A 19,608-nucleotide genomic window follows, 5' to 3' on the forward strand; every position below is an offset into this window, starting at 1 on the left:
GTCATAATTATCTCTGCTGAAATCTCCAGCAGAGATAAATTAAATTACTAAATAATCAATGGCAACAAACATTACTAAACAATACTAATTCAAACCAAATTTTTATATTAATTTCTTTAAGCCTGCATAAACTGCCAGCTCAACATCTGCATACTCTTTTGTACTACAGTCTTCGATTAATTTTTTCAAATCTTCTGATTTTAAAGTCGATTTATTATCTAAAACCAATAAAACTTGTTCTGATGCATCGCTTAATTTTTTTGCTAAAGGAAGAAATGGTTGCACTAATGGTGCATTTGCACTTAATTCATTCAATCCTTTATTAAGGGCAATCCATTTCGTTAAAAATGCTGTCACTTTAGCTTTATTTTCAGGCGTTTTATTTGCTACATATTGCGTTACTGCTTCATTAAACGTTAAAGCATCTTTTGCGTCAGGTGTACATGCATCTGCAAAAAGTGTTAGTGGAGAATACATTTGGTATTCCGTTCCACCTTTGTTGCGTGTGTATCCTTTTAATGGTTCACAAACATTTGAAAATTCATTTAACAAACTGATATCTTGATTGTTTGCAATATTTCTTAAGATTACCGCTTTATTACGAATATGAGTCAATCCTAATTCTTCAAGCCTAAAAGAAACAACATCTAAACGTTTGCGCATATTTGACACATCTGTAATATCTTCTGCCGACCAAAGTCTTTCTGCAATCGCAGCTGTTCTTGGCCAAACTCTTGAATCGATAGTAGTTTCAGATGCAAGCTCTGTCCACATCGTTGCTTCACCTCCTAAAATCCTGGCTTTTTCTTCTGCTGTCAATACAGCACCTTTTGGCATCGGGTCATTCAAATAATGGCTTTCAACCGGATACATTAAATCAATATAATAACCATTTGACAATACCGTTTTGTACCCTTTTTTTACCGCATCAACTAAAGATTGCCCTGCAGTCATTCCTTCATTTGCACCTCTCCAAGAATGAACGATCGCTTCTTTTGAAAGATCTTTGGTTAGAATTTCTTCCCATCCCATTAATTGTTTTCCATGCTTTTTAAGCATTGGAGCCAATTGCATGGTGAAATAAGTTTGTAATTCGTGATTTGTTTTTAAATTATGTTTCTTTTTAAACTCTTGAATTTTCGGATTTGCATCCCAGTCTTTCCCTTCATTTTCATCTCCCCCAATGTGAAAATAAGCTCCAGGAAATAACGGGCAAACCTCATCAAAAAGTTCACTTAAAATTTGATATGTTTTAGGATTTGAAGGATCTAATGTTGGTGAAAAAATACCAGCATTTCTTTCAATTCCATAGGTCGCAATTGCTGTTCCCTGAATATTTTTTTCAGAAGTTCCTCCTGTCAACGTAATTACTTTGCTTCCAATTTCTGGATACGCTGTTAAAATCGAAGATCCGTGACCTGGAACATCTATTTCTGGAACTATTAAAATACCGCGCTCATCAGCATATTTTACGATATTTTTAATTTCCTCTTGTGTGTAATATAATCCATCCGAAGCAACTTCAATTAGTTTTGGATGCTTTTTCATTTCAATTCTCCAGCCTTGATCATCAACCAAATGCCAATGAAAAACGTTCATTTTCATTGCAGCTAGTCCGTCAATATTTCTTTTGATAACATCAACAGGCTGAAAATGTCTTGAAGCATCAATCATCAAGCCTCTCCAAGTAAATCTTGGAAAATCTGAAATTTGAGAGTTCGGAAAATAAAATGAGTTGTTATTATTTTGCAATAATTGCAATAAGGTTTCAAGGCCATGAAGTGCGCCTAAATCGCTTGTTGCGTTAATTGTGATTTTATTTTGTTTGACATCTAAGTGATAACTTTCATCTTCATATAAACCAATTTTTCCACTTTTACTACAGTTTATCTGAAGTTCAGCAGTTGGAACTTCATTTAATTTCGTAACAAAACCTTGCTGAAAAAATAAACCAGTCCTGCCATCTAAACGACGTAAAAAACGAGTTACTCCGCCAAAAACTCTTGGGTTTGGATTTCCGGTAATATTTACTTTAAAACTTTTGGTTAAAGCAAAATTTCCGTCGTTTACAACAACACTCTGAGGCCAAGGCATAAGATTTAGCTGCTCTTTTTGAATTTGAGCAGTAGATGTTAAACCTGCAAATAGTAGGACTAATAAATACTTCATTTTAATTTTTTTGAAATGATGTTGCCCGAAGGAAACATTAATAAATAGATAAAAGAAACAAAACTCAGAATGATCTCTATTGAACCTCACTAATCGCTATGAAACCAATCTGAATTTTGTAATTCGACTCGCTCTAAAGACGAATCTTAAATTTTATTTTAGTAATCAAAACGTTTAAAAGCTTCGATTGCTTCATATTCTGCCAAACCTAATTCATCATACAGAATGGCTGTGTTTTTATTTCGGTCTTCTGCCCTAACCCAAAATTCTCGTGAATCATTTCCTTGGAACATAACGCGGTCTTTTTGAGACTGGTGATACAAGATTGCATGGCGTTTCAGCAATACTTCTGATGGAGAAAGCGGAACGGCCATATCAATTTCGTGAATGTCCCATTCGTGCCAAGCGCCTCGGTAAAGCCACAACCAGCAGTCATCCATGTATTTTTCTGGCTTCAATTCCTTCATTGCTGCAAAAATCGCGTTCAGACATACTTCATGCGTTCCATGCGGATCTGCCAGATCTCCGGCGGCAAATACCTGATGCGGTTTTATTTTGGCAATAATATCTTTTACAATCGCAATATCTTCAGGTCCCAACGGATTCTTTTTGACCTGTCCTGTTTCATAAAACGGAAGATCCAAAAAGTGCGTATTCTCATCTTTCAGTCCGATGTATCTTGTTGCTGCATACGATTCTCTTCTTCTGATCAATCCTTTTAATTTTCGGACTTCCAAAGAATCTATCTGATTTTCAGATTTGCTGTTCAAAAACTCGATTACCGATTTGAAGTTGATGTCTTTTGGAAGATTATCTCCAACAAAATCGTTGCAGACTTCCGCAAATTTCAGTGCTTCATCGTCTGTAACGGCAATATTTCCAGAGGTTTGATATACAACATGCACATCATGACCTTGTTTGATCAATTTTGAAAAAGTTCCTCCCATCGAAATCACGTCATCATCTGGATGCGGACTGAAAAGGATCACTCGTTTTTTAGCCGGATTGGCTCTTTCCGGACGATGCGAATCATCTGTATTTGGTTTTCCTCCAGGCCATCCCGTAATGGTATGCTGCAGAACGTTGAACATATTGATGTTCAAATCGTAGGCAGAACCTTCCTGCGCCAAAAGATCTGACATTCCGTTGTTGTTGTAGTCACGGTCTGTCAATTTCAATATCGACTGTTTCGTTTTTTGGCACAGCCAAACAATCGCTTTGCTTTTTAATTCCTGAGTCCAGATGCATTCCCCAACCAGCCAAGGCGTTTTGAAACGCGTCAACTCTGATGCTGCAGACTGGTCCAATACAAAAGTTGCATTTGGATGATTCTGCAGAAATGTAGCAGGAACTTCAGAACTGATATCGCCTTGAATCGTTCTTTTGATGATATGGGCTTTGTTTTGTCCCCACGCCATCAATACGATTCGCTTTGATCTCATAATGGTCGAAACTCCCATTGTGATCGCACGTTTGGGAACGTTGTCAATTCCATTGAAATCAGATGAAGCATCGACTCTGGTGATATGATCCAACGTGATGATTCGAGTTCCAGAATTGATGTGCGATCCCGGTTCGTTGAAACCAACGTGTCCCGTACGCCCGATTCCTAACAACTGAAAATCAAGTCCGCCGGCTTGTTTGATATTCATTTCGTAATCGATGCAATATTGATTTAATTCATCTATTGCAACTGTACCGTCAGGAATATTAACATTTTCAGGCTTAATATCAATGTGGTTAAAAAGATGCTGATGCATGAAGTAATGATAACTCTGATTATTTTCTTTTGACATTGGATAATATTCGTCCAAGTTGAAAGTAATCACATTACTAAAACTTAATCCTTCTTCTCTGTGCATTCTCACTAGTTCCTCATATACTTTTATAGGAGAAGAACCTGTTGCCAAACCCAACACACAAGATTTGTTTTTTTCTTGCTTAGATCTGATTAGCTGCGCGATTTCCTGCGCTACAATTACTGATGCTTCGGCAGAACTTTTGAAGATTTCGTTATGAATTTTTTCAAATCTTGTTTCTTCAAATTTACCGGCGCTTTTATAGCTGATATCAGGTATTATTTCTAAAGCACTTTTCATTTTTTTTCTTTTTTTGGTATGTACAATTTTGGTTATTGAAATGGTATAAGTAACTCTCATCACTTATACCATTTGCAAATACTAACCAAACTTAAATCCTTTTAATCTTTATGTTTTTCTAGAACTTGTTAACTCCAGTATCCCACCAAAGTCTTGTTGCTCCAGTGTCAACACCTCCTAAAAGCTGAACACCTTGTGCATAACCTGCTGGATTTGCAGTTTTTTGTTTTACTGCAAAATTTAATCTTCTTACAAAAGTTCCCGCTGGAATTTTTCCTCCTGAAAGATTATTTGTTGGCAAGAATAATTTTGGATAACCTGTTCTTCTTGTTTCAGCCCAAGCTTCTTGTCCGTCAGGAAAAATTGCAATCCATTTTTGAGTAATAATTTTTTGCAATTTCACTTCATTAGATGCAGCGTTAGACCATTTAACCGTTACTAAATTTGCTCCAGCTATATTGTTTGCTGCATTTAATGGATCTGTAAAATTAGCTGCCATTGCAACATCATCATTCGTATAAGCAGTAGCACTTCCTACTCCAAATTGCGCAAAAGAAGTTGCAATTCCTGACTCATAAAAAGACTGTGCAGATCCGCCAACATCCCATCCTTTTAGCGCCGCTTCTGCCAATAAGAAATGAGCTTCAGAAGCACAGAACCAAGGAATTGTGCTATTTCTAACCACATCACCAATTATAGAAAACTGGTCTGCTTTTGCAAATCTATAATTATCATCAACTAAAGATCCCATTCGGATACCTTGGAAAGTACCTGCAGAACTTTTACCAAAAAACTTGTCTCTTCTTGGATCATTGTAGCCATTCATTACAGAACAAATAGCTGCACCCGCATTGATATCTGCCCAATTATCTTTTCCACTATACGTTGCAACTGGGTGATCAGCTTTATAAAGAACATTATCATCATTTGAAGTAATAACGCCATAACCGGCTACTGCAGCTTCAGCTTCAGCTTTCGCTTTTACTGGATCAACATTAGAAATACGCATAGCCAAACGCAGACGTAAAGAATTCGCAAACTTAATCCACTTCACAATATCTCCACCAGCTGTTGTTCCATCAGTTTCATCTTTAGGATTCGCAAAGAATGTTGGTGTAAGTTTAGCCTGCACCGTTAAAGCATCAACAGCAAATTTTAATTCAGAGAAAAACTGATCGTAAACTGCTTTTTGAGAATCATAAGGTGTAGTTCCGTCGGCATTACCAAAACCAGAATAAACAATTGGCCCGTAGTAATCAGTAGTTTTATGCATAGCATAAACTTTTAAAATCAAAGACCAAGCATAAAACTGAGGAAATTTATCTTTTGTTAATAACTGAAGCTTGTAGGCATTTACCATTTCTTTATTATATTTCTGGTCCCACTCAGCATAATTCCAGCCATCTAACAATGCATAAGTTGAGTTGTTTGCATTTCCTTCAAAATTATGAGGTGTACCCATGTATCCTGAAAAAATATCAGCATTTAAGTTAAACTGAATATCTCCTACCCAATCATCAGCAACCAAAACATACATTCCTCTTTCCATTGCCTTAATAGGCGCTTTTACTTGGTTAAAGTCTTGTTCTAACTGTTCATTGCTAAAGCCAGTCTCGTTAGTATTTATATCCTCAAAGTTGTTTGTACAACCGCCTAAAGAAAGGGCTAAAATTGTACTGAACATTAATAATTTATTTTTCATCTGTGAATTTTTTTGTTAATTAAAATCATTTTTTTGACTTATAAGCCACCTCATTTAAGGTCAATTGTTGTTAATTTTCAGCATCCTACATTTATTAACAAACAAAAACATCTTACAACAACCAAAAGGTTTTGTCCTTTATATTATTTATTATTAGAAAGTTAAATTTAAATTAACACCAATACTTCTTGTTGAAGGAGCACCAAAAATATCAACACCTTGCAAACCTTCACCTGAACTCAATGTTACGTTTGAATCAAACGGAGCATCTTTGTAGAAGAAAAATAAGTTTTTACCAACAAGAGATAGATTTATAGCATTGAATACTGTACGTTTTTTCAAATCAAAAGTATATCCTAAAGAAAGCTCACCTAACTTAATATTTGTTGCTTTGTACATATACTCTCCAGTTGCACCACTTCTGTCACCAACTTGAGAATAATAATCTTCAGCTGGCATTGTAGTAACTGCAGCGCCATTTATATCAACAGCATTGATTTTAACTCCGCCAGCATCTCTTGCTTCTCCAGATTTTTTAGAAACACCATAGTTATCTAACATTGCTTCAGTCATACTCATTACATGACCACCAAATCTACCGTCGATAAGTACATTTAAGAATAATTTTTTGTATTTGAACGTATTTGAGAATCCTAACATAAAATCAGGATTAGAACTTCCTAAATCAACCCAGTCCGTTTTTTGAATACGTCCGTCTTTATCAAGTAAGATTTGTCCTTGATCATTTCTTACGATGTTTTTTCCTTGGATTTCACCAAATGGCTTCCCAACTTCTAAAATATATCTATAACTGTTTGGATCTCCGTTTGTTAAAATAACTGAATTTGTTTCACCATTTGAATTAACACCTAAAGATTTAACTGTGTTTTTGTTTGATGCATAGTTAAGAGCTGTATCCCAAGAGAAATTATCTGTTACAATAGCTTTTGCAGATAAAGTAATCTCAAAACCTTTATTTTCAATACTTCCTGCATTGAAAGCATAGTTCAAATATCCTGAAGTATTAGGAATTGGAGCCGGAGCTGTAATTAACTGGTTTTTTGTTTCGTTTTGATAGTATGTGAAATCAAATCCAATTCTGTTATTAACGAATCTCCACTCAGTACCAATTTCGAATGAATTTTGTTTTTCTGGTTTCAAAGATGTTCCTGGCTGAGGCCCAACTAATGGATCAGTTACTTGCTGATTAACAAGCGTATTTAAAGGAGACGTTAAGAAAGCAGTAATATCATTACCTACTTGCGCATAAGATGCTCTAACTTTTGCAAAACTGATTGCCTCTGGCAAAGTAACCATTTGGCTTAAAATTCCAGTAACACCTACAGAAGGGTAAAAGAAACTTAAATTATCTGTGTTAACCAAAGTTGAAGACCAATCATTTCTTCCTGTTACATCAACATAAAGCATGTCTTTATATCCAAAAGTAGCACTTGCAAAAAGAGATTGTACATCTTTTTTAGCTCCAATAGTTTGTGAATTTTTTAAAGGAGTTTTAAAGTTCCCTGTATTAAACCAGTTTGTATAAATCAAACCATCTAAACCTGAATCATTTGTGAATGCTCTATTAACAGTTGATTTAGTATCACTTCCACCAATATTTGCTACAAAACTAAAATCATCGCTAAATTTTGTATTAATTGTTGCAATCAAGTCAGCATAAGATTGAGAACTTTCACTGTCAGTGTAAATATATCTACCAGTTGCAGCAGCTAGAGTTAAGTTTGTACCTGCATACATTTTTTTATCAAATGTATTGTATAGTTTATTATACCCTATTCTTGATTTGAAACTTAACCAGCTATTTGCTTTGTAATTTAAAGCAACAGAAGTAATCAATGATTGATTTCTATCAATTGACTGATCTCTGTTTTGAAGCCAATAAGGGTTTTGAATAATATCACTTACTCCTGAAGCCCAGTTTTGAGTCATTAAGTTTCTAACTGGATCAAATACTTCAAAATTTTCTTTATAGTAGTTGAAATCATTTCCTCTTGGAAATAAATACGCTCCAGTTATTGGATTAAAATATAATCCGTTTGTTGGTTTATTAACGATTTTTTGATCAGCAAAAGATAACGAAGCATCAATTGTTAATTTATCATCAAACATTTTTACACTTTGACGAAGTGCAATATTATTTTTCTTTAATTCGTTTGTTGGCAAAACACCGCTAACACTTGTATTAGCAAAAGTAAAACTTGTAGACGCTTTATCAGTTCCTCCATTCAAAGCAACAGAGTTGATATATGTCATACCTGTATTATAAAAATCTTTTACATGATCAGGAGAACTTTTTTTAGCTCCCCATGTTTTTGTAGCATCAGGTGCTGCACCATAAGTAGTTTGAAATTCAGGAAGAGAAACTACATTGTCAACAAAAACACTTGCATTATAGTTTGCTGTTACTTTTCCTTCTTTACCTTTTTTAGTAGTTACCAAAATAACACCATTAGCTCCTTGAGATCCATATAAAGCAGCTGCCGAAGCACCTTTAAGAACCGTCATAGACTCAACATCATCAGGATTCATTAAAGAAATTGCATCTCCTCCATCTCTATTTCCACCAGCTGTATCACCAAAAACACTATTTCCTTGAGCAGAAGAATTATTCAACAATGGAACTCCATCAATAACATATAAAGGCTGGTTGTTCGTAGCAGAAGAGTTACCACGGATAGTTACTTTAACTGATCCACCTGCTCCCGAAGAACTTTTTCCAACAATTAAACCAGCAACTTTTCCAGATAAGCTGTTCATTAAGTTGGCATCTTTAACTCTTGTTACCTCATCACCTTTTACTTCCTGCGCAGCATAAGTAAGAGTCTTTTTTGATCTTTTAAGTCCTAATGAAGTTACTACAACTTCATTTAAAGCGTTTGTAGATGCAGTAACCATTTTTATATTGATAGTAGTCGCATCTCCTACAACAATACTTTGTGATTCAAGGCCAACATAGCTAAAAACTAATGTCTGTCCTTTTTGTGCTTCGATTGTGTACAATCCGTCGAAATCGGTAGTAGCTCCCTTTTGACTTCCTTGTACTAAAATAGACGCCCCTGGCAACGGCATTCCATTAGAATCTGTAATCGCACCTTTAACATTTTTTACCTGAGCAAGCGAAACTTGCGCCGTAAAAACAATCATAAAGATTAAGAAAATTTTTTTCATGTTTATTTATTTTGTTAGTTATGGCGTAAAATTATTCTTAAGGTATTGTTAAAAAAAATAAATTATACAAACAACAATAAATTTTAAACAAACGACATAAAACATTCAATAATGCGTTTTTCGAAAACGTTTTCAAGTAAAAATACCAACACATTATTAATAATTTTTCGCATTATGTGCAAAAAATTTGCAGATTCAGTAAATAATACGAAATATTTCAACTATTTAAAAAACAATACATTAAACGCAAAAATCATTTTTAAAACTTTTTCAAAGCATGTTTTTTAACAAAATATTAAGCTTTGTAGCGATTTTTATTTTAGTTCAAAATTTAAAAAGCAAAATCATGAACATTATTTAATTGCCGCAAAGACCTGTAGTTTTAATTTTTAACGCACCAAACTTTTTATGAATAACATCTAACAACGAATATTCATCAAAGGAATCTTGAGCAAGTTCCCAAATCATAATTCCTCCGGTGTTTTGAGCTGCATATTCAACCTTTTTCGAAATAGTTGGCCTCCCGTTATAATATATCTTTCCTAATTCATCAAGTTCTGCAAATTGTTTTCCTGCTTCAACAATTTGGCTGTAAGTTGAACTTGTAACATTTGGATCAGTAAAATTATAACCATAAAAAGGTACTCCAAGAGTCAGTTTTTCACTTGGAACATTTTGCTGTTTATGCCAAAAATCAATTCCGTTTTTTGCAAAATCAACAGAGCTATGCTGTCCCGGATTATTTGGTGTCCAAGGTCCAGTACTATCATAAGCCATAATATTTAAAAAATCAAATGCATTTAAAGCGGCGGTACTAATATTTTCAAAACGAGTAGTATTAGGCAAGGCCGCAGTCATAAGTTTCTTATGTTCAGAGAGACTCTTTTTTAATTCTATAACAAATCCGCTGTAGCCAGTTGTTACAGCATCCCATTCGAGATCAACATCTACTCCATCTAAATGATGAAGTTCTACAAAATTTATTATATTCTGAATTAAAGCCGGCCTATTCTCAGGTTTATCAATTAGCCAAGACCAATTTGAAGCTTGTTCTGCTGAAATTACACCTCCTGCTAGAGAAATACTTATTATAATATTAGGATTGGCAGATTTTGCATATTTAACAAGTGCATCAATATCTCCAGTAAAAATGATATTTCCATTTTTATCCGGATTTGCAAATGCTACATTCAGATGAGTTAATTTACAAAACTGTATAGAAGTCATCTTATTAAAATTATCCGAAGATAAATAACCTACAACTCGAGCGGTTTTTGGCTGTGTCCTATCATCCAATTCTTTTTGAGATGTGCAGCTGTAAACTGACGCAAGTGAAGCAATAAAGAAAAGAATGCCTAATAAGGCTTTATTATTGATCATAATTTTGAATTTAAACAGATTTGTTTTTAATTTTAATTAGATTAAAATAACACCTTATTAGGCATAACTCTATATTTTTCTAGGATTTTATTTTTAGTTTACATCCCACCAAACTTTATTTGTCCATTCATTCTTACCGCCCATTCTTGACAAAGCTTCTTCGAAATTCACACCATTCTTCTGTGCTTCATCATTTGGATAGTATAAACGTGTTGGTACAACACCGCCAGTTTCAGAATCCGGATTTGTAATTGCCAATAATTTTGGAAATCCAGTTCTTCTCCAGTTTGAATATGCTTCAATACTATTTAATAAATAAGTAACCCACAGCTGTGTCGCGATTTGTTCTTTTTCTTTTCCAGCTACTAAAGGTTTAGCTGTTAAGTACGTATCAATAGCAGACTGAGTTGCTGGAGCAGCACCGTAAACCTCAAGTTGTCTGATACCTGCTTCAACGCCTTTTTTATAATAAGTCGCAGCTGAACCAGTAACCCATCCTCTAAAAGCTGCCTCAGCAAGCAATAATTGAGACTCTGAATAACTAACATGCAAAAAAGGAGTAGTTTTTAGTTTCAAATAAGGCTGAATACCTGAAATTGCAGTAGATCCACCTGGCATATCCCACTGAAATACTCCCGGAGTGTTACCAACATATAATTCCTCACCCGGAGCAGGAGCTCCTCCACTTGCACCTCCCGTTTTAGGAGTAGCTAGCATTTTTAATCTTGGATCGCCGTTGTTTCTTAAAAAATCAATCATTAAAGAACTGAAATGATCTCCATTTTCGTTTCCAATAAAAGCATATGATAATCCATTTCCTCTAAAATCAAGTGCACCCGGCGTATCATTAAAAGGGAAATCTAAATGCTTCATCACACAGTTATCAGCATTGCTTTCAAAAACACCATTTTGAAGTGCAGCTTTTGCCTGTTTTTCAGCTTCTGCAGGACTTACTTCAGATATTCTCATTGCAAGACGCAAACGTAATGTATTAGCCAATTTCTTCCATTTCGAAATATCTCCGTTATAAAACAAATCTCCTTTTACAGCACCTCCGCCAGCATTCAATTGCACAAACGCTTCTTCTAATTCTTTAAAAAAGGCATTATAAATATCTTGTTGCTTATCATATTTAGGTGTTACAATTCCTTTAGAATAACCTAAACCTGCTTCAGAATAAGGACAATCGCCATAAAGATCGGTAATACGCTGTACCACCATTACTCTCATGATTTTGGCTACGGCGTTCATATTAACAGCTGCAGCATCTCCACTTGTTTTTTCGATAATATCAACAACGCATTTTAATTCATTAGCATAGCCATTTCTCCATATTGCTGTTGCGTAGTCATCATTTTTTTTGAATTTGCTTCCAAATTCTGTTACGTTCCATGCACCTGCATAATGCTGTACAAATCCGCCAGAATAAATTAAGTTAGCTCTCCACTGATAATATCCATCACCAGACATACATAATTGAGAAAATGTAAGCTGTCCTGCAGGATTTGCAGATAACGCAACTGGATCTTTTTCCAGTTCGTCAAAATTTTCGGTACAGCCAACCAGCGTAAATATTGCCAGCAGGGCTATTATTTGTTTAAATTTCATAATTTCTTTTTTTAGAATGTAACTTTAAGATTAAAACCATATGATCTTCTAAATGGCAACGAACCATATTCAAAACCTTGTCCATTTCCTGAAGTATACATAGACTCTGGATCAATGTTTGGCAAATCTTTGTTGAAAGTGAATAAGTTTCTTGCAAAAGCCGAAACGTAGATTGAGTTGATTTTTGCGCCGCCAAAAACACTTTTTGGTATTTGATATCCTAAACTTACCTCTCTCAATTTCACATAAGATGCATCATATATAAATGGCGCAGGAGTGTTATTGAAAACTGAAGTCCAGTAATCTTGCGGATTTACAGGAGTTGTATTTTTTACATAAACTGGATTAGCTTCAGTTCCTGTATTTACAACACCGTTAGCTACATAACCTCCTGTAGGAACCCAAGTTGCCTGACTGAAGTTAGGATCATTTGCAACTGCCTGAGCTCTTGCTGCATTATATGCATCCCTGCCTTCTGTAGTAACATCAAGAAGTCCTTTTTGTGCTGCAAGTGAATTGGTCATAGAATAAACATCCATTCCAAATTTCATATCAATTAAGAATTGTAATGTAATTCCTTTATAAGAAAAACGATTTGTTAAACCTGCTGCCCAGTCTGGAAGACCTTTTCCTAAGGCAACTTTAGTATCTGTATATAAAGGTAAACCATTTGCTCCAACGATCATTTCTCCAGAAGCTGTTTTTTGGAAATCTTTACCAATTATAGTTCCGTATTGTCCTCCAACTTGTGCAACAATTGCGGCACCAGCCCAACGAGCTTCAGAAATAGTGTAAGTATCAATATCTGGATGCAAAGAGATAATTGAGTTTTTGTTTTTTGAAAAGTTCAAATCAATTCCCCATTCAAAATCTTTCGTTTTTACAGGTGTTCCTGACAAGAAAATCTCAATACCTTCATTACGAAGTTTACCAGCATTTACTGAAATATATTCATATCCAGATGTTGCAGAAGAAGGCAAATCAATTGTTTGATCTGAAGTATCTTCACGATAAACTGTAATATCAGCTTTTAATCTATTTTTGAAGAAAGCCGTCTCAAGTCCAAACTCGACTCCTGTTTTAGACTGATAAGTCAAATTAGGATTTGGCGCTGCAGTATTTTTAATATTGACAACACTTCCTCCGTTATAAGAAGAATAGGTAGTATAATTTAAAGCATTTTTGTAAGCTCCCGGCGCATTTGAAACTTGTGCCCAAGATGCTCTAAATTTTCCATAAGAGAAAGTGTCACTTTGAATATCAAATGCATCAGAGAAAACAAAACCTAAAGAAGCAGCTGGATAAAAAGCATCTTTATTGATTACGCTGAACCAGTCGTTTCTTCCAGTAAACTCTGCATATAAATAGCCTTTATAGTCAAACTTAGCAGAACCATAAACAGAATTTGTTCTTGTTTTAATATCAGATGGCGCATTTTCTGTTTGGTTAGAGAAGTTGCTGATATACTCTGTACCCGGTTCAATAATATTTGTTCCGAATCTAGAATTTTGCTGTCTTCTAAAATCTCTTCTTCCCGTTCCTAAAATTCCAGAAAATGTCAAATCTGTAGCTAATTTTATATCACTGAAAGTTGCAATAAAGTCAGTATTCATTTCCGAAACTGTAATGTTTTCTAATCCAAGATAACCAAGGTCTCTTCCTGGCCAAGTACTTCCTTTAGCCATAAAATCTTTAGAATTAAAATCATAAGTGTCTAAACCAGTTCTGAAAGTTAATCCTAGCCAATTTTTAACTTGGTAAGTTCCTGTAACATTACCAATAAAACGGTTTTTTGTACTGGCATTATGATTTTCGTTTACAACCCAATACGGATTCAATAAATACACATTGTTATTCCACTGATACATTGAACCATCTGCCGGATTTACAGAATTTTTAAGCCACGCCTGATCAATATTAGGTGCTAAACCGCTTAATGAATATCCAACGTTATTTGGTGAATCTCCCAAACCTGGTCTGTTATTAGTATTTTCAGCAATATAATTTACATTAGCATCCAAAGTAAATTTATCCGATTTAATAGTACCATTCAAGGTAGCGTTATTTCTTTCTAAACCTGACTCTGGAATCACGTCATCATTTTTAAGACTATTAAATCCAAAACGAACAAATGCATTATCACTTCCTGCCGAAAGCGCAATACCATTTGATATTGTAACTCCCGTTTTAAAGAAATCTTGAATATTATTGTCTACTTTAGCATACGGTCTCATAGAACCATCAAATATTTTAACCTGCTGTCCTACCGTTTCTGAGAATTTTGGACCCCACGCATTAGTAGTGTATCCGTATATTTCAGTAGGCGCTTTTGTTGGATCTGGCAAAATTCCGTTTGTACCAGTACCATATTCAGTCTGATAATCATTGTATTTTGCATTTACTCTGTCAAAGCTCACACCACTTGTTAATTCTACCTGTAATTTTCCTTTACTTCCTTTTTTAGTCGTAACCAAGATTACACCGTTTAACGCTCTAGAACCATAAAGAGCCGCAGCCGCAGCACCTTTAAGCACTGTCAAACTCTCAATATCATTTGGGTTGATACTCGAAATACCATCTCCACTGTCTCTTCCATCAAACCATTTACTGGTTGCCGCCTGATCATTATTCAAACCAGAGTTATCAATAGGAACACCATCTACAACATATAGTGGCTGGTTACTCTCACCTATACTAGATATACCTCTAATAATAACTCTTGTACTCCCTCCCACACCTGTTGCAGGAATAGATACATCAACACCAGCAACTTTACCTGAAAGTGCTGTTGCTACGTTAGTTGTAATTACTTTGTTTAATTGATCTCCTTTAACATCCTGAACTGCATATCCCAGCTCTTTCTTTTGTCTCTTGATACCTAATGCAGTAACAACTACTTCATTTAAGTTTTGTGCGTCTTGAGTCAGTACTACATTTACCGTAGCTGCTCCAGCAACTGTCACAGTTTTAGTCTTAATACCAATATACGAAAATACAAGCACATTTCCTGAAGATGCTTGAATCGTATAGTTACCGTCATAATCAGTTTGGGTCGCAGTTTTTGTACCCTGAATGACAACACTCACTCCTGGCAGTGGCATTCCATTCTCATCGCTTACCAAACCTTTGATAGTTTTCACCTGTGCATCCATAAACTGCGTAGTGAGAAAAATCACAAAGATTAATACAAATTGTTTCATTTTTTCATGGTTTTTTTTAGTTATGCGATAAATTTATTGTTAATTTTAACATAAATAAAACAATTTAAACAAACAGCATGAAACTTTAAACAAACGACACAAATCATTCAACATTATGTTTTACGAAAACGTTGTACCAATGAAATAAAATATCATTTTACTTTTTTTACATTTTTTTATTCAAAAGAATTGCGTTTTAACTTCTAATTGTTTAAAGTTGCACAAGAATTACAAAGTTGCGCAACAAAAGCTAAACCCCAAGAAACTAAGTTGAACGAAATTCAAAAATTAAAATTTGACATCAAACTTCAAAATCATATTTGGTTTTGGGGCATCTATTTTACTTTAAACTTTTTAAGGTGGGGTGCTTATTTTAATGATTACCCTTATTCCTTCAAATCAAACCTCATTGAGTTTTCATTAGTCATACCTTTAGTATATTTCAATTTGTTTGTCTTAGTCCCGCGATTTGTCCTCAAACAAAAATACATCCTATATACGCTTTTGCTTTTGCTAAGCTTATTTGCAATGTATTTATGCAAGACCGCTCTTACCTATTATATTATATCCGAAAATATTTGGCCCGAAGCCAATCGAGAATACCACCCGTTTGAGATTAATCATATTGTAGCCGTTTGTATTGGAGAACTTTACGTTTTAGCAATGGCTTCATCGGTTTACCTTACTTTAACTTGGCTGAGAGAGCGTGAAAGAAACAGATCGTTAAGAGAAAATCAATTCAAAATCAAATTAAAGTATCTTGAAAATCAAATTCAGCCACATTTCTTTTTTAACACTTTAAACAACCTATACGCTTTATCGCTAGAATCTTCAAATAAAGTTCCAGATGTTATCATTAAATTATCAAATTTGATGGAATATGTTTTATATGATGTAAAAGGAACCAAATTTGTTCCACTTATAAAAGAAATAGATTATATTCAAAATTACATCGAAATCGAAAAGCTTCGTTTTGAAAATGTGGAAGTTACCATAAATTTAGAATCAAATATTGAGGACATTGTTGTACCACCGTTAATATTTATTTCATTGGTTGAGAACGCCTTTAAACATGGCGGTTTAAACAATCGAAACTTAAAAATTAAGATCAATTGTAAAGTTATCGACAATAAATTGTTAGATTTTGAAATCCTAAATAATTTTGTAATTTCACAAAATCTTAATCAAAAAGGAGGGATTGGTTTAATCAATACTAAGAAAAGATTAAAGTTGATTTACAAGAATAACTTTAGCATAAAACAGTCAACAAAACTAAACTACTATATAATCCGTTTGCAAATACCTATTCATAATGAAGATTAAATGCGTTTTGATCGACGATGAACCATTAGCTATCAAAGTCCTGCAAAATTACTTTAGTAATTTTACAGATTTTGAAGTTGTTGCTACATTCAATAATTCTTTAGAGGCACTCGATTTTATAAACAGTACCCCTGTCGATGCTGTGTTTTTAGACATCAATATGCCAATGATGACCGGATTTGAATTGATCAGTCTTATCGAGAACAAAACCAAAGTAATTATCACAACCGCTTTTAGAGAATTTGCTGCCGAAAGTTATGATCTTGATGTTCTAGATTATTTAGTAAAACCAATTCCGCTTCCTAGATTCATAAAATGTATTAATAAAATCACTACTGAGTTCAACCTTAAAAACAATATTAAAGTTGAAACAACAAAAGGTGATTCACATATTTTTATCAAAGTCGATAAAAAGATGATGAAAATTAATATCGAAGAAATATTATTTGTCGAGGGAATGAAAGAATACATAAAAGTAGTAACTCCAGACAAAACCTATATTACCCATAAATCATTAACTTCTTTATCTGAAGAATTACCCGCCGACCGCTTTTTACGTATACATAAATCATACGTTATTGCCTTAAACAAGGTAAAATCGATCGAAGGAAACCGTATTCAAATACAATCCTATACTATTCCAATTGGCAGAAACTACAGTAAGGATGTAAAAAACAAAATATTGGAATAAATCCTACTTCACATTTCATTTTCTAACTAAGTTAAAACTAACACATTGTTGAAAAAATGATGCTGTTTGTTTAAATTTAACATTATTTGTGTCTTTTTATTTTTTTTTGCTATTCGTAACAAATATATTTACGGTCTTCAAAAAACAATATAATAAAAAATTAACCTTATTACAGTTATGAGTTCAGAAAATCTACAAACCAAGTGGGGACAGTTTATCCCATTGGTAATCGTATTCTTCTTTTGGGGATTTGTTGCAGCCAGCAATGATATCTTAATTCCCGTTTTTAAAACAGCATTTCATTTATCACAAGGTGAAAGTCAATTAGTATCGTTAGCTTTTTACATTGCGTATACAGTTGGATCCTTGATCTACATGGGAATTTCAGTTTTAATCAAAGAAGACTTAGTAAATAAAATAGGATACAAAAATGGTCTTTCATTAGGTTTGCTAATTTCTGCATTTGGAACATTATTATTTTATCCTGCAGCAAACACAGGATCTTTTCCTTTAATGTTATCAGGATTATTCATTGTAGCACTTGGTTTCTCATTACAGCAAACTGTTGCAAATCCATTAGCAATTGCTTTAGGACCAATCGCAACAGGATCTCAAAGATTAACATTAGCTGGAGGAATTAACAATTTAGGAACCACCATTGGACCATTAATTGTAACTTTTGCAATTTTCGGATCAAGCACTGGAGCATCTACTTTAAGCATTGAAAGTGTAAAAATTCCTTATTTAATACTTGGTTTAGCATTTTTATTAGTTGCTATTTTATTAAAATTCTCTTCATTGCCAGACAAACCTGCTTTAATTGAAGAAGAAATTGCTGCAGAAGGCTCAAACGCAAAAAAATCTGCATTACAATATCCGCAATTAGTAATGGGAATGATCGCAATCTTCCTTTATGTTGGTGTTGAAGTTTCAACAGCAAGTAATTTACCTGCTTACATGGAATCTATCATCAACTTAAAAACAGGCGTTCTTTATACATTACAAGAAATTTCTCCTTACATATCTCTTTACTGGGCGAGTTTAATGATCGGCCGTTGGACAGGAGCTATCGAAGCTTTTACAGACAAAGCAAGTTTACAGCAAATATTGCGTTTCGTTGCACCTTATTTGGCTTTTGGAGTTTTCTTAGCTGTAAATGCTATTGCAAAACACGATTTAACGCCATTTTACATCTATGGTTTAATCATTTTAGTATTAATTGCCGCAGATATTGCTAGTAAAGGAAATCCTGCTAGAATGTTGCTTATCTTTTCAGTATTAGGAATCGTAGCTTTAGCTGTTGGAATGTCAACTAGCGGAATCGTTAGTATATATGCTTTTACAAGTGTTGGATTATTCTGTAGTACGCTTTGGCCGTGTATCTTTACTTTAGCAGTAAGCGGATTAGGAAAAAATACAAGCCAAGGAAGCAGCTTCTTAATTATGATGATTATGGGTGGTGGTGTTGTCAGCTGGTTACAAGGTTTTGTTTCTGAGTCTATCGGTATCCACGCTAGTTATGTAGTAGGAGTTTTATGTTTTGCATACTTAGCATTTTATGCATGGAGCGTTAGTTCAATCCTTAAAAAACAAGGAATCAGTTTTGACAAAAAACTTTCTGGTGGTCACTAAAATTCAGAAATTTTAAATAAAAAAAGTCCCGTTTTATAATTTAAAACGGGACTTTTTTATTTAATCACAATTTTTATTTCGCTGTAATAATCGCATTTAAATTCTTTTTAAAAATTGCTTTATTCTGATCCGATAATTTGTAAACAACATCTTTGTCTGCATGTACAATAATTTTATCAATATTAGCTTCTAAAAGCGCTTTAGGATCTTTAATTTTCAAAGTACAGGCGCCATCAAAAAAACCATCATCCTCAATTATTTTTTTTGCTTCAATAATAGTTCCATCATTCAACACAGCCGAAATGGTCATTTCTTTATTCAGCGTCTTCGAATAAAAACCATCCATTACCAGTAATAAACGATATGAATTTTTAAGTTCTGGCCCTTTGAACTCATGCCTGGTAATATTATAACGCAGACCTTTTGCCAGAGTCTGAAATTCGGTCGTACAATCCAGTTCATAAGTGGCTACGTCGCCAGCCTCATTAACACTGGTCAAAACTTTGGCTGCTTGGGCATTTATAGATAAAGTTACAGCAAAAAACGAAACTAAAACTAAGATGATTTTCATAAATATTTCTTTTTACGTTTACATAAAAGTAAAAAAAAATCGCC

11 protein-coding genes are annotated in these 19,608 nt (G+C 34.1%); 3 read left to right on the forward strand and 8 right to left on the reverse strand.

Features of this window, described 5'->3' with window-relative positions; all coding sequences use genetic code 11:
* Nucleotides 1-102 precede the first annotated feature (102 nt).
* The 7 genes from EV145_RS20055 to EV145_RS20085 all read right to left on the reverse strand — a co-directional run bounded on the left by EV145_RS20055 (nt 103) and on the right by EV145_RS20085 (nt 15,347).
* The gene (locus EV145_RS20055) at nt 103-2,169 is read right to left on the reverse strand and encodes a beta-N-acetylhexosaminidase (RefSeq protein WP_133526971.1); all 2,067 of its coding nucleotides are present in this window, start codon (nt 2,167-2,169) and stop codon (nt 103-105) included.
* A gap of 158 nt (nt 2,170-2,327) precedes the next feature.
* Nucleotides 2,328-4,268, reverse strand: a complete 1,941-nt coding sequence (nagB, locus tag EV145_RS20060) for a glucosamine-6-phosphate deaminase (protein ID WP_133526972.1) — start codon at nt 4,266-4,268, stop codon at nt 2,328-2,330.
* Between the two features lie 118 nt (nt 4,269-4,386).
* Complete coding sequence (locus tag EV145_RS20065) at nt 4,387-5,970, reverse strand: SusD/RagB family nutrient-binding outer membrane lipoprotein (RefSeq protein WP_133526973.1); 1,584 nt, start codon at nt 5,968-5,970, stop codon at nt 4,387-4,389.
* Between the two features lie 153 nt (nt 5,971-6,123).
* Nucleotides 6,124-9,159: a SusC/RagA family TonB-linked outer membrane protein gene (locus EV145_RS20070; protein ID WP_133526974.1), complete on the reverse strand. Its 3,036-nt coding sequence runs from the start codon at nt 9,157-9,159 to the stop codon at nt 6,124-6,126.
* Between the two features lie 357 nt (nt 9,160-9,516).
* The gene (locus EV145_RS20075) at nt 9,517-10,539 is read right to left on the reverse strand and encodes a glycosyl hydrolase family 18 protein (RefSeq protein ID WP_133526975.1); all 1,023 of its coding nucleotides are present in this window, start codon (nt 10,537-10,539) and stop codon (nt 9,517-9,519) included.
* Between the two features lie 93 nt (nt 10,540-10,632).
* Nucleotides 10,633-12,147, reverse strand: a complete 1,515-nt coding sequence (locus EV145_RS20080) for a SusD/RagB family nutrient-binding outer membrane lipoprotein (RefSeq protein ID WP_133526976.1) — start codon at nt 12,145-12,147, stop codon at nt 10,633-10,635.
* Nucleotides 12,148-12,158: 11 nt separating this feature from the next.
* Nucleotides 12,159-15,347 carry a SusC/RagA family TonB-linked outer membrane protein gene (locus EV145_RS20085; protein WP_133526977.1) on the reverse strand — a complete coding sequence of 1,063 codons (3,189 nt, stop codon included), beginning with the start codon at nt 15,345-15,347 and terminating at the stop codon, nt 12,159-12,161.
* Nucleotides 15,348-15,875: 528 nt separating this feature from the next.
* On the opposite strand from EV145_RS20085, the gene EV145_RS20090 reads away from it, so the two are divergent.
* The 3 genes from EV145_RS20090 (at nt 15,876) to EV145_RS20100 (ending at nt 18,993) form a co-directional block, all read left to right on the forward strand.
* Nucleotides 15,876-16,670 carry a sensor histidine kinase gene (locus tag EV145_RS20090; protein WP_243739295.1) on the forward strand — a complete coding sequence of 265 codons (795 nt, stop codon included), beginning with the start codon at nt 15,876-15,878 and terminating at the stop codon, nt 16,668-16,670.
* On the forward strand, nt 16,660-17,361 hold the full coding sequence (locus EV145_RS20095) for a LytR/AlgR family response regulator transcription factor (protein WP_133526979.1): 702 nt from the start codon (nt 16,660-16,662) through the stop codon (nt 17,359-17,361). Before EV145_RS20090 ends, EV145_RS20095 begins: the two co-directional genes overlap by 11 nt.
* 177 nt (nt 17,362-17,538) lie before the next feature.
* On the forward strand, nt 17,539-18,993 hold the full coding sequence (locus EV145_RS20100; protein WP_133526980.1) for an MFS transporter: 1,455 nt from the start codon (nt 17,539-17,541) through the stop codon (nt 18,991-18,993).
* A 73-nt stretch (nt 18,994-19,066) separates the two neighbouring features.
* On the opposite strand, the gene EV145_RS20105 is transcribed toward EV145_RS20100, so the two are convergent.
* Nucleotides 19,067-19,564: a hypothetical protein gene (locus EV145_RS20105; protein ID WP_133526981.1), complete on the reverse strand. Its 498-nt coding sequence runs from the start codon at nt 19,562-19,564 to the stop codon at nt 19,067-19,069.
* Nucleotides 19,565-19,608 lie beyond the last annotated feature (44 nt).

Source organism: Flavobacterium sp. 245 (genome assembly GCF_004362055.1).
Lineage (GTDB): Bacteria > Bacteroidota > Bacteroidia > Flavobacteriales > Flavobacteriaceae > Flavobacterium.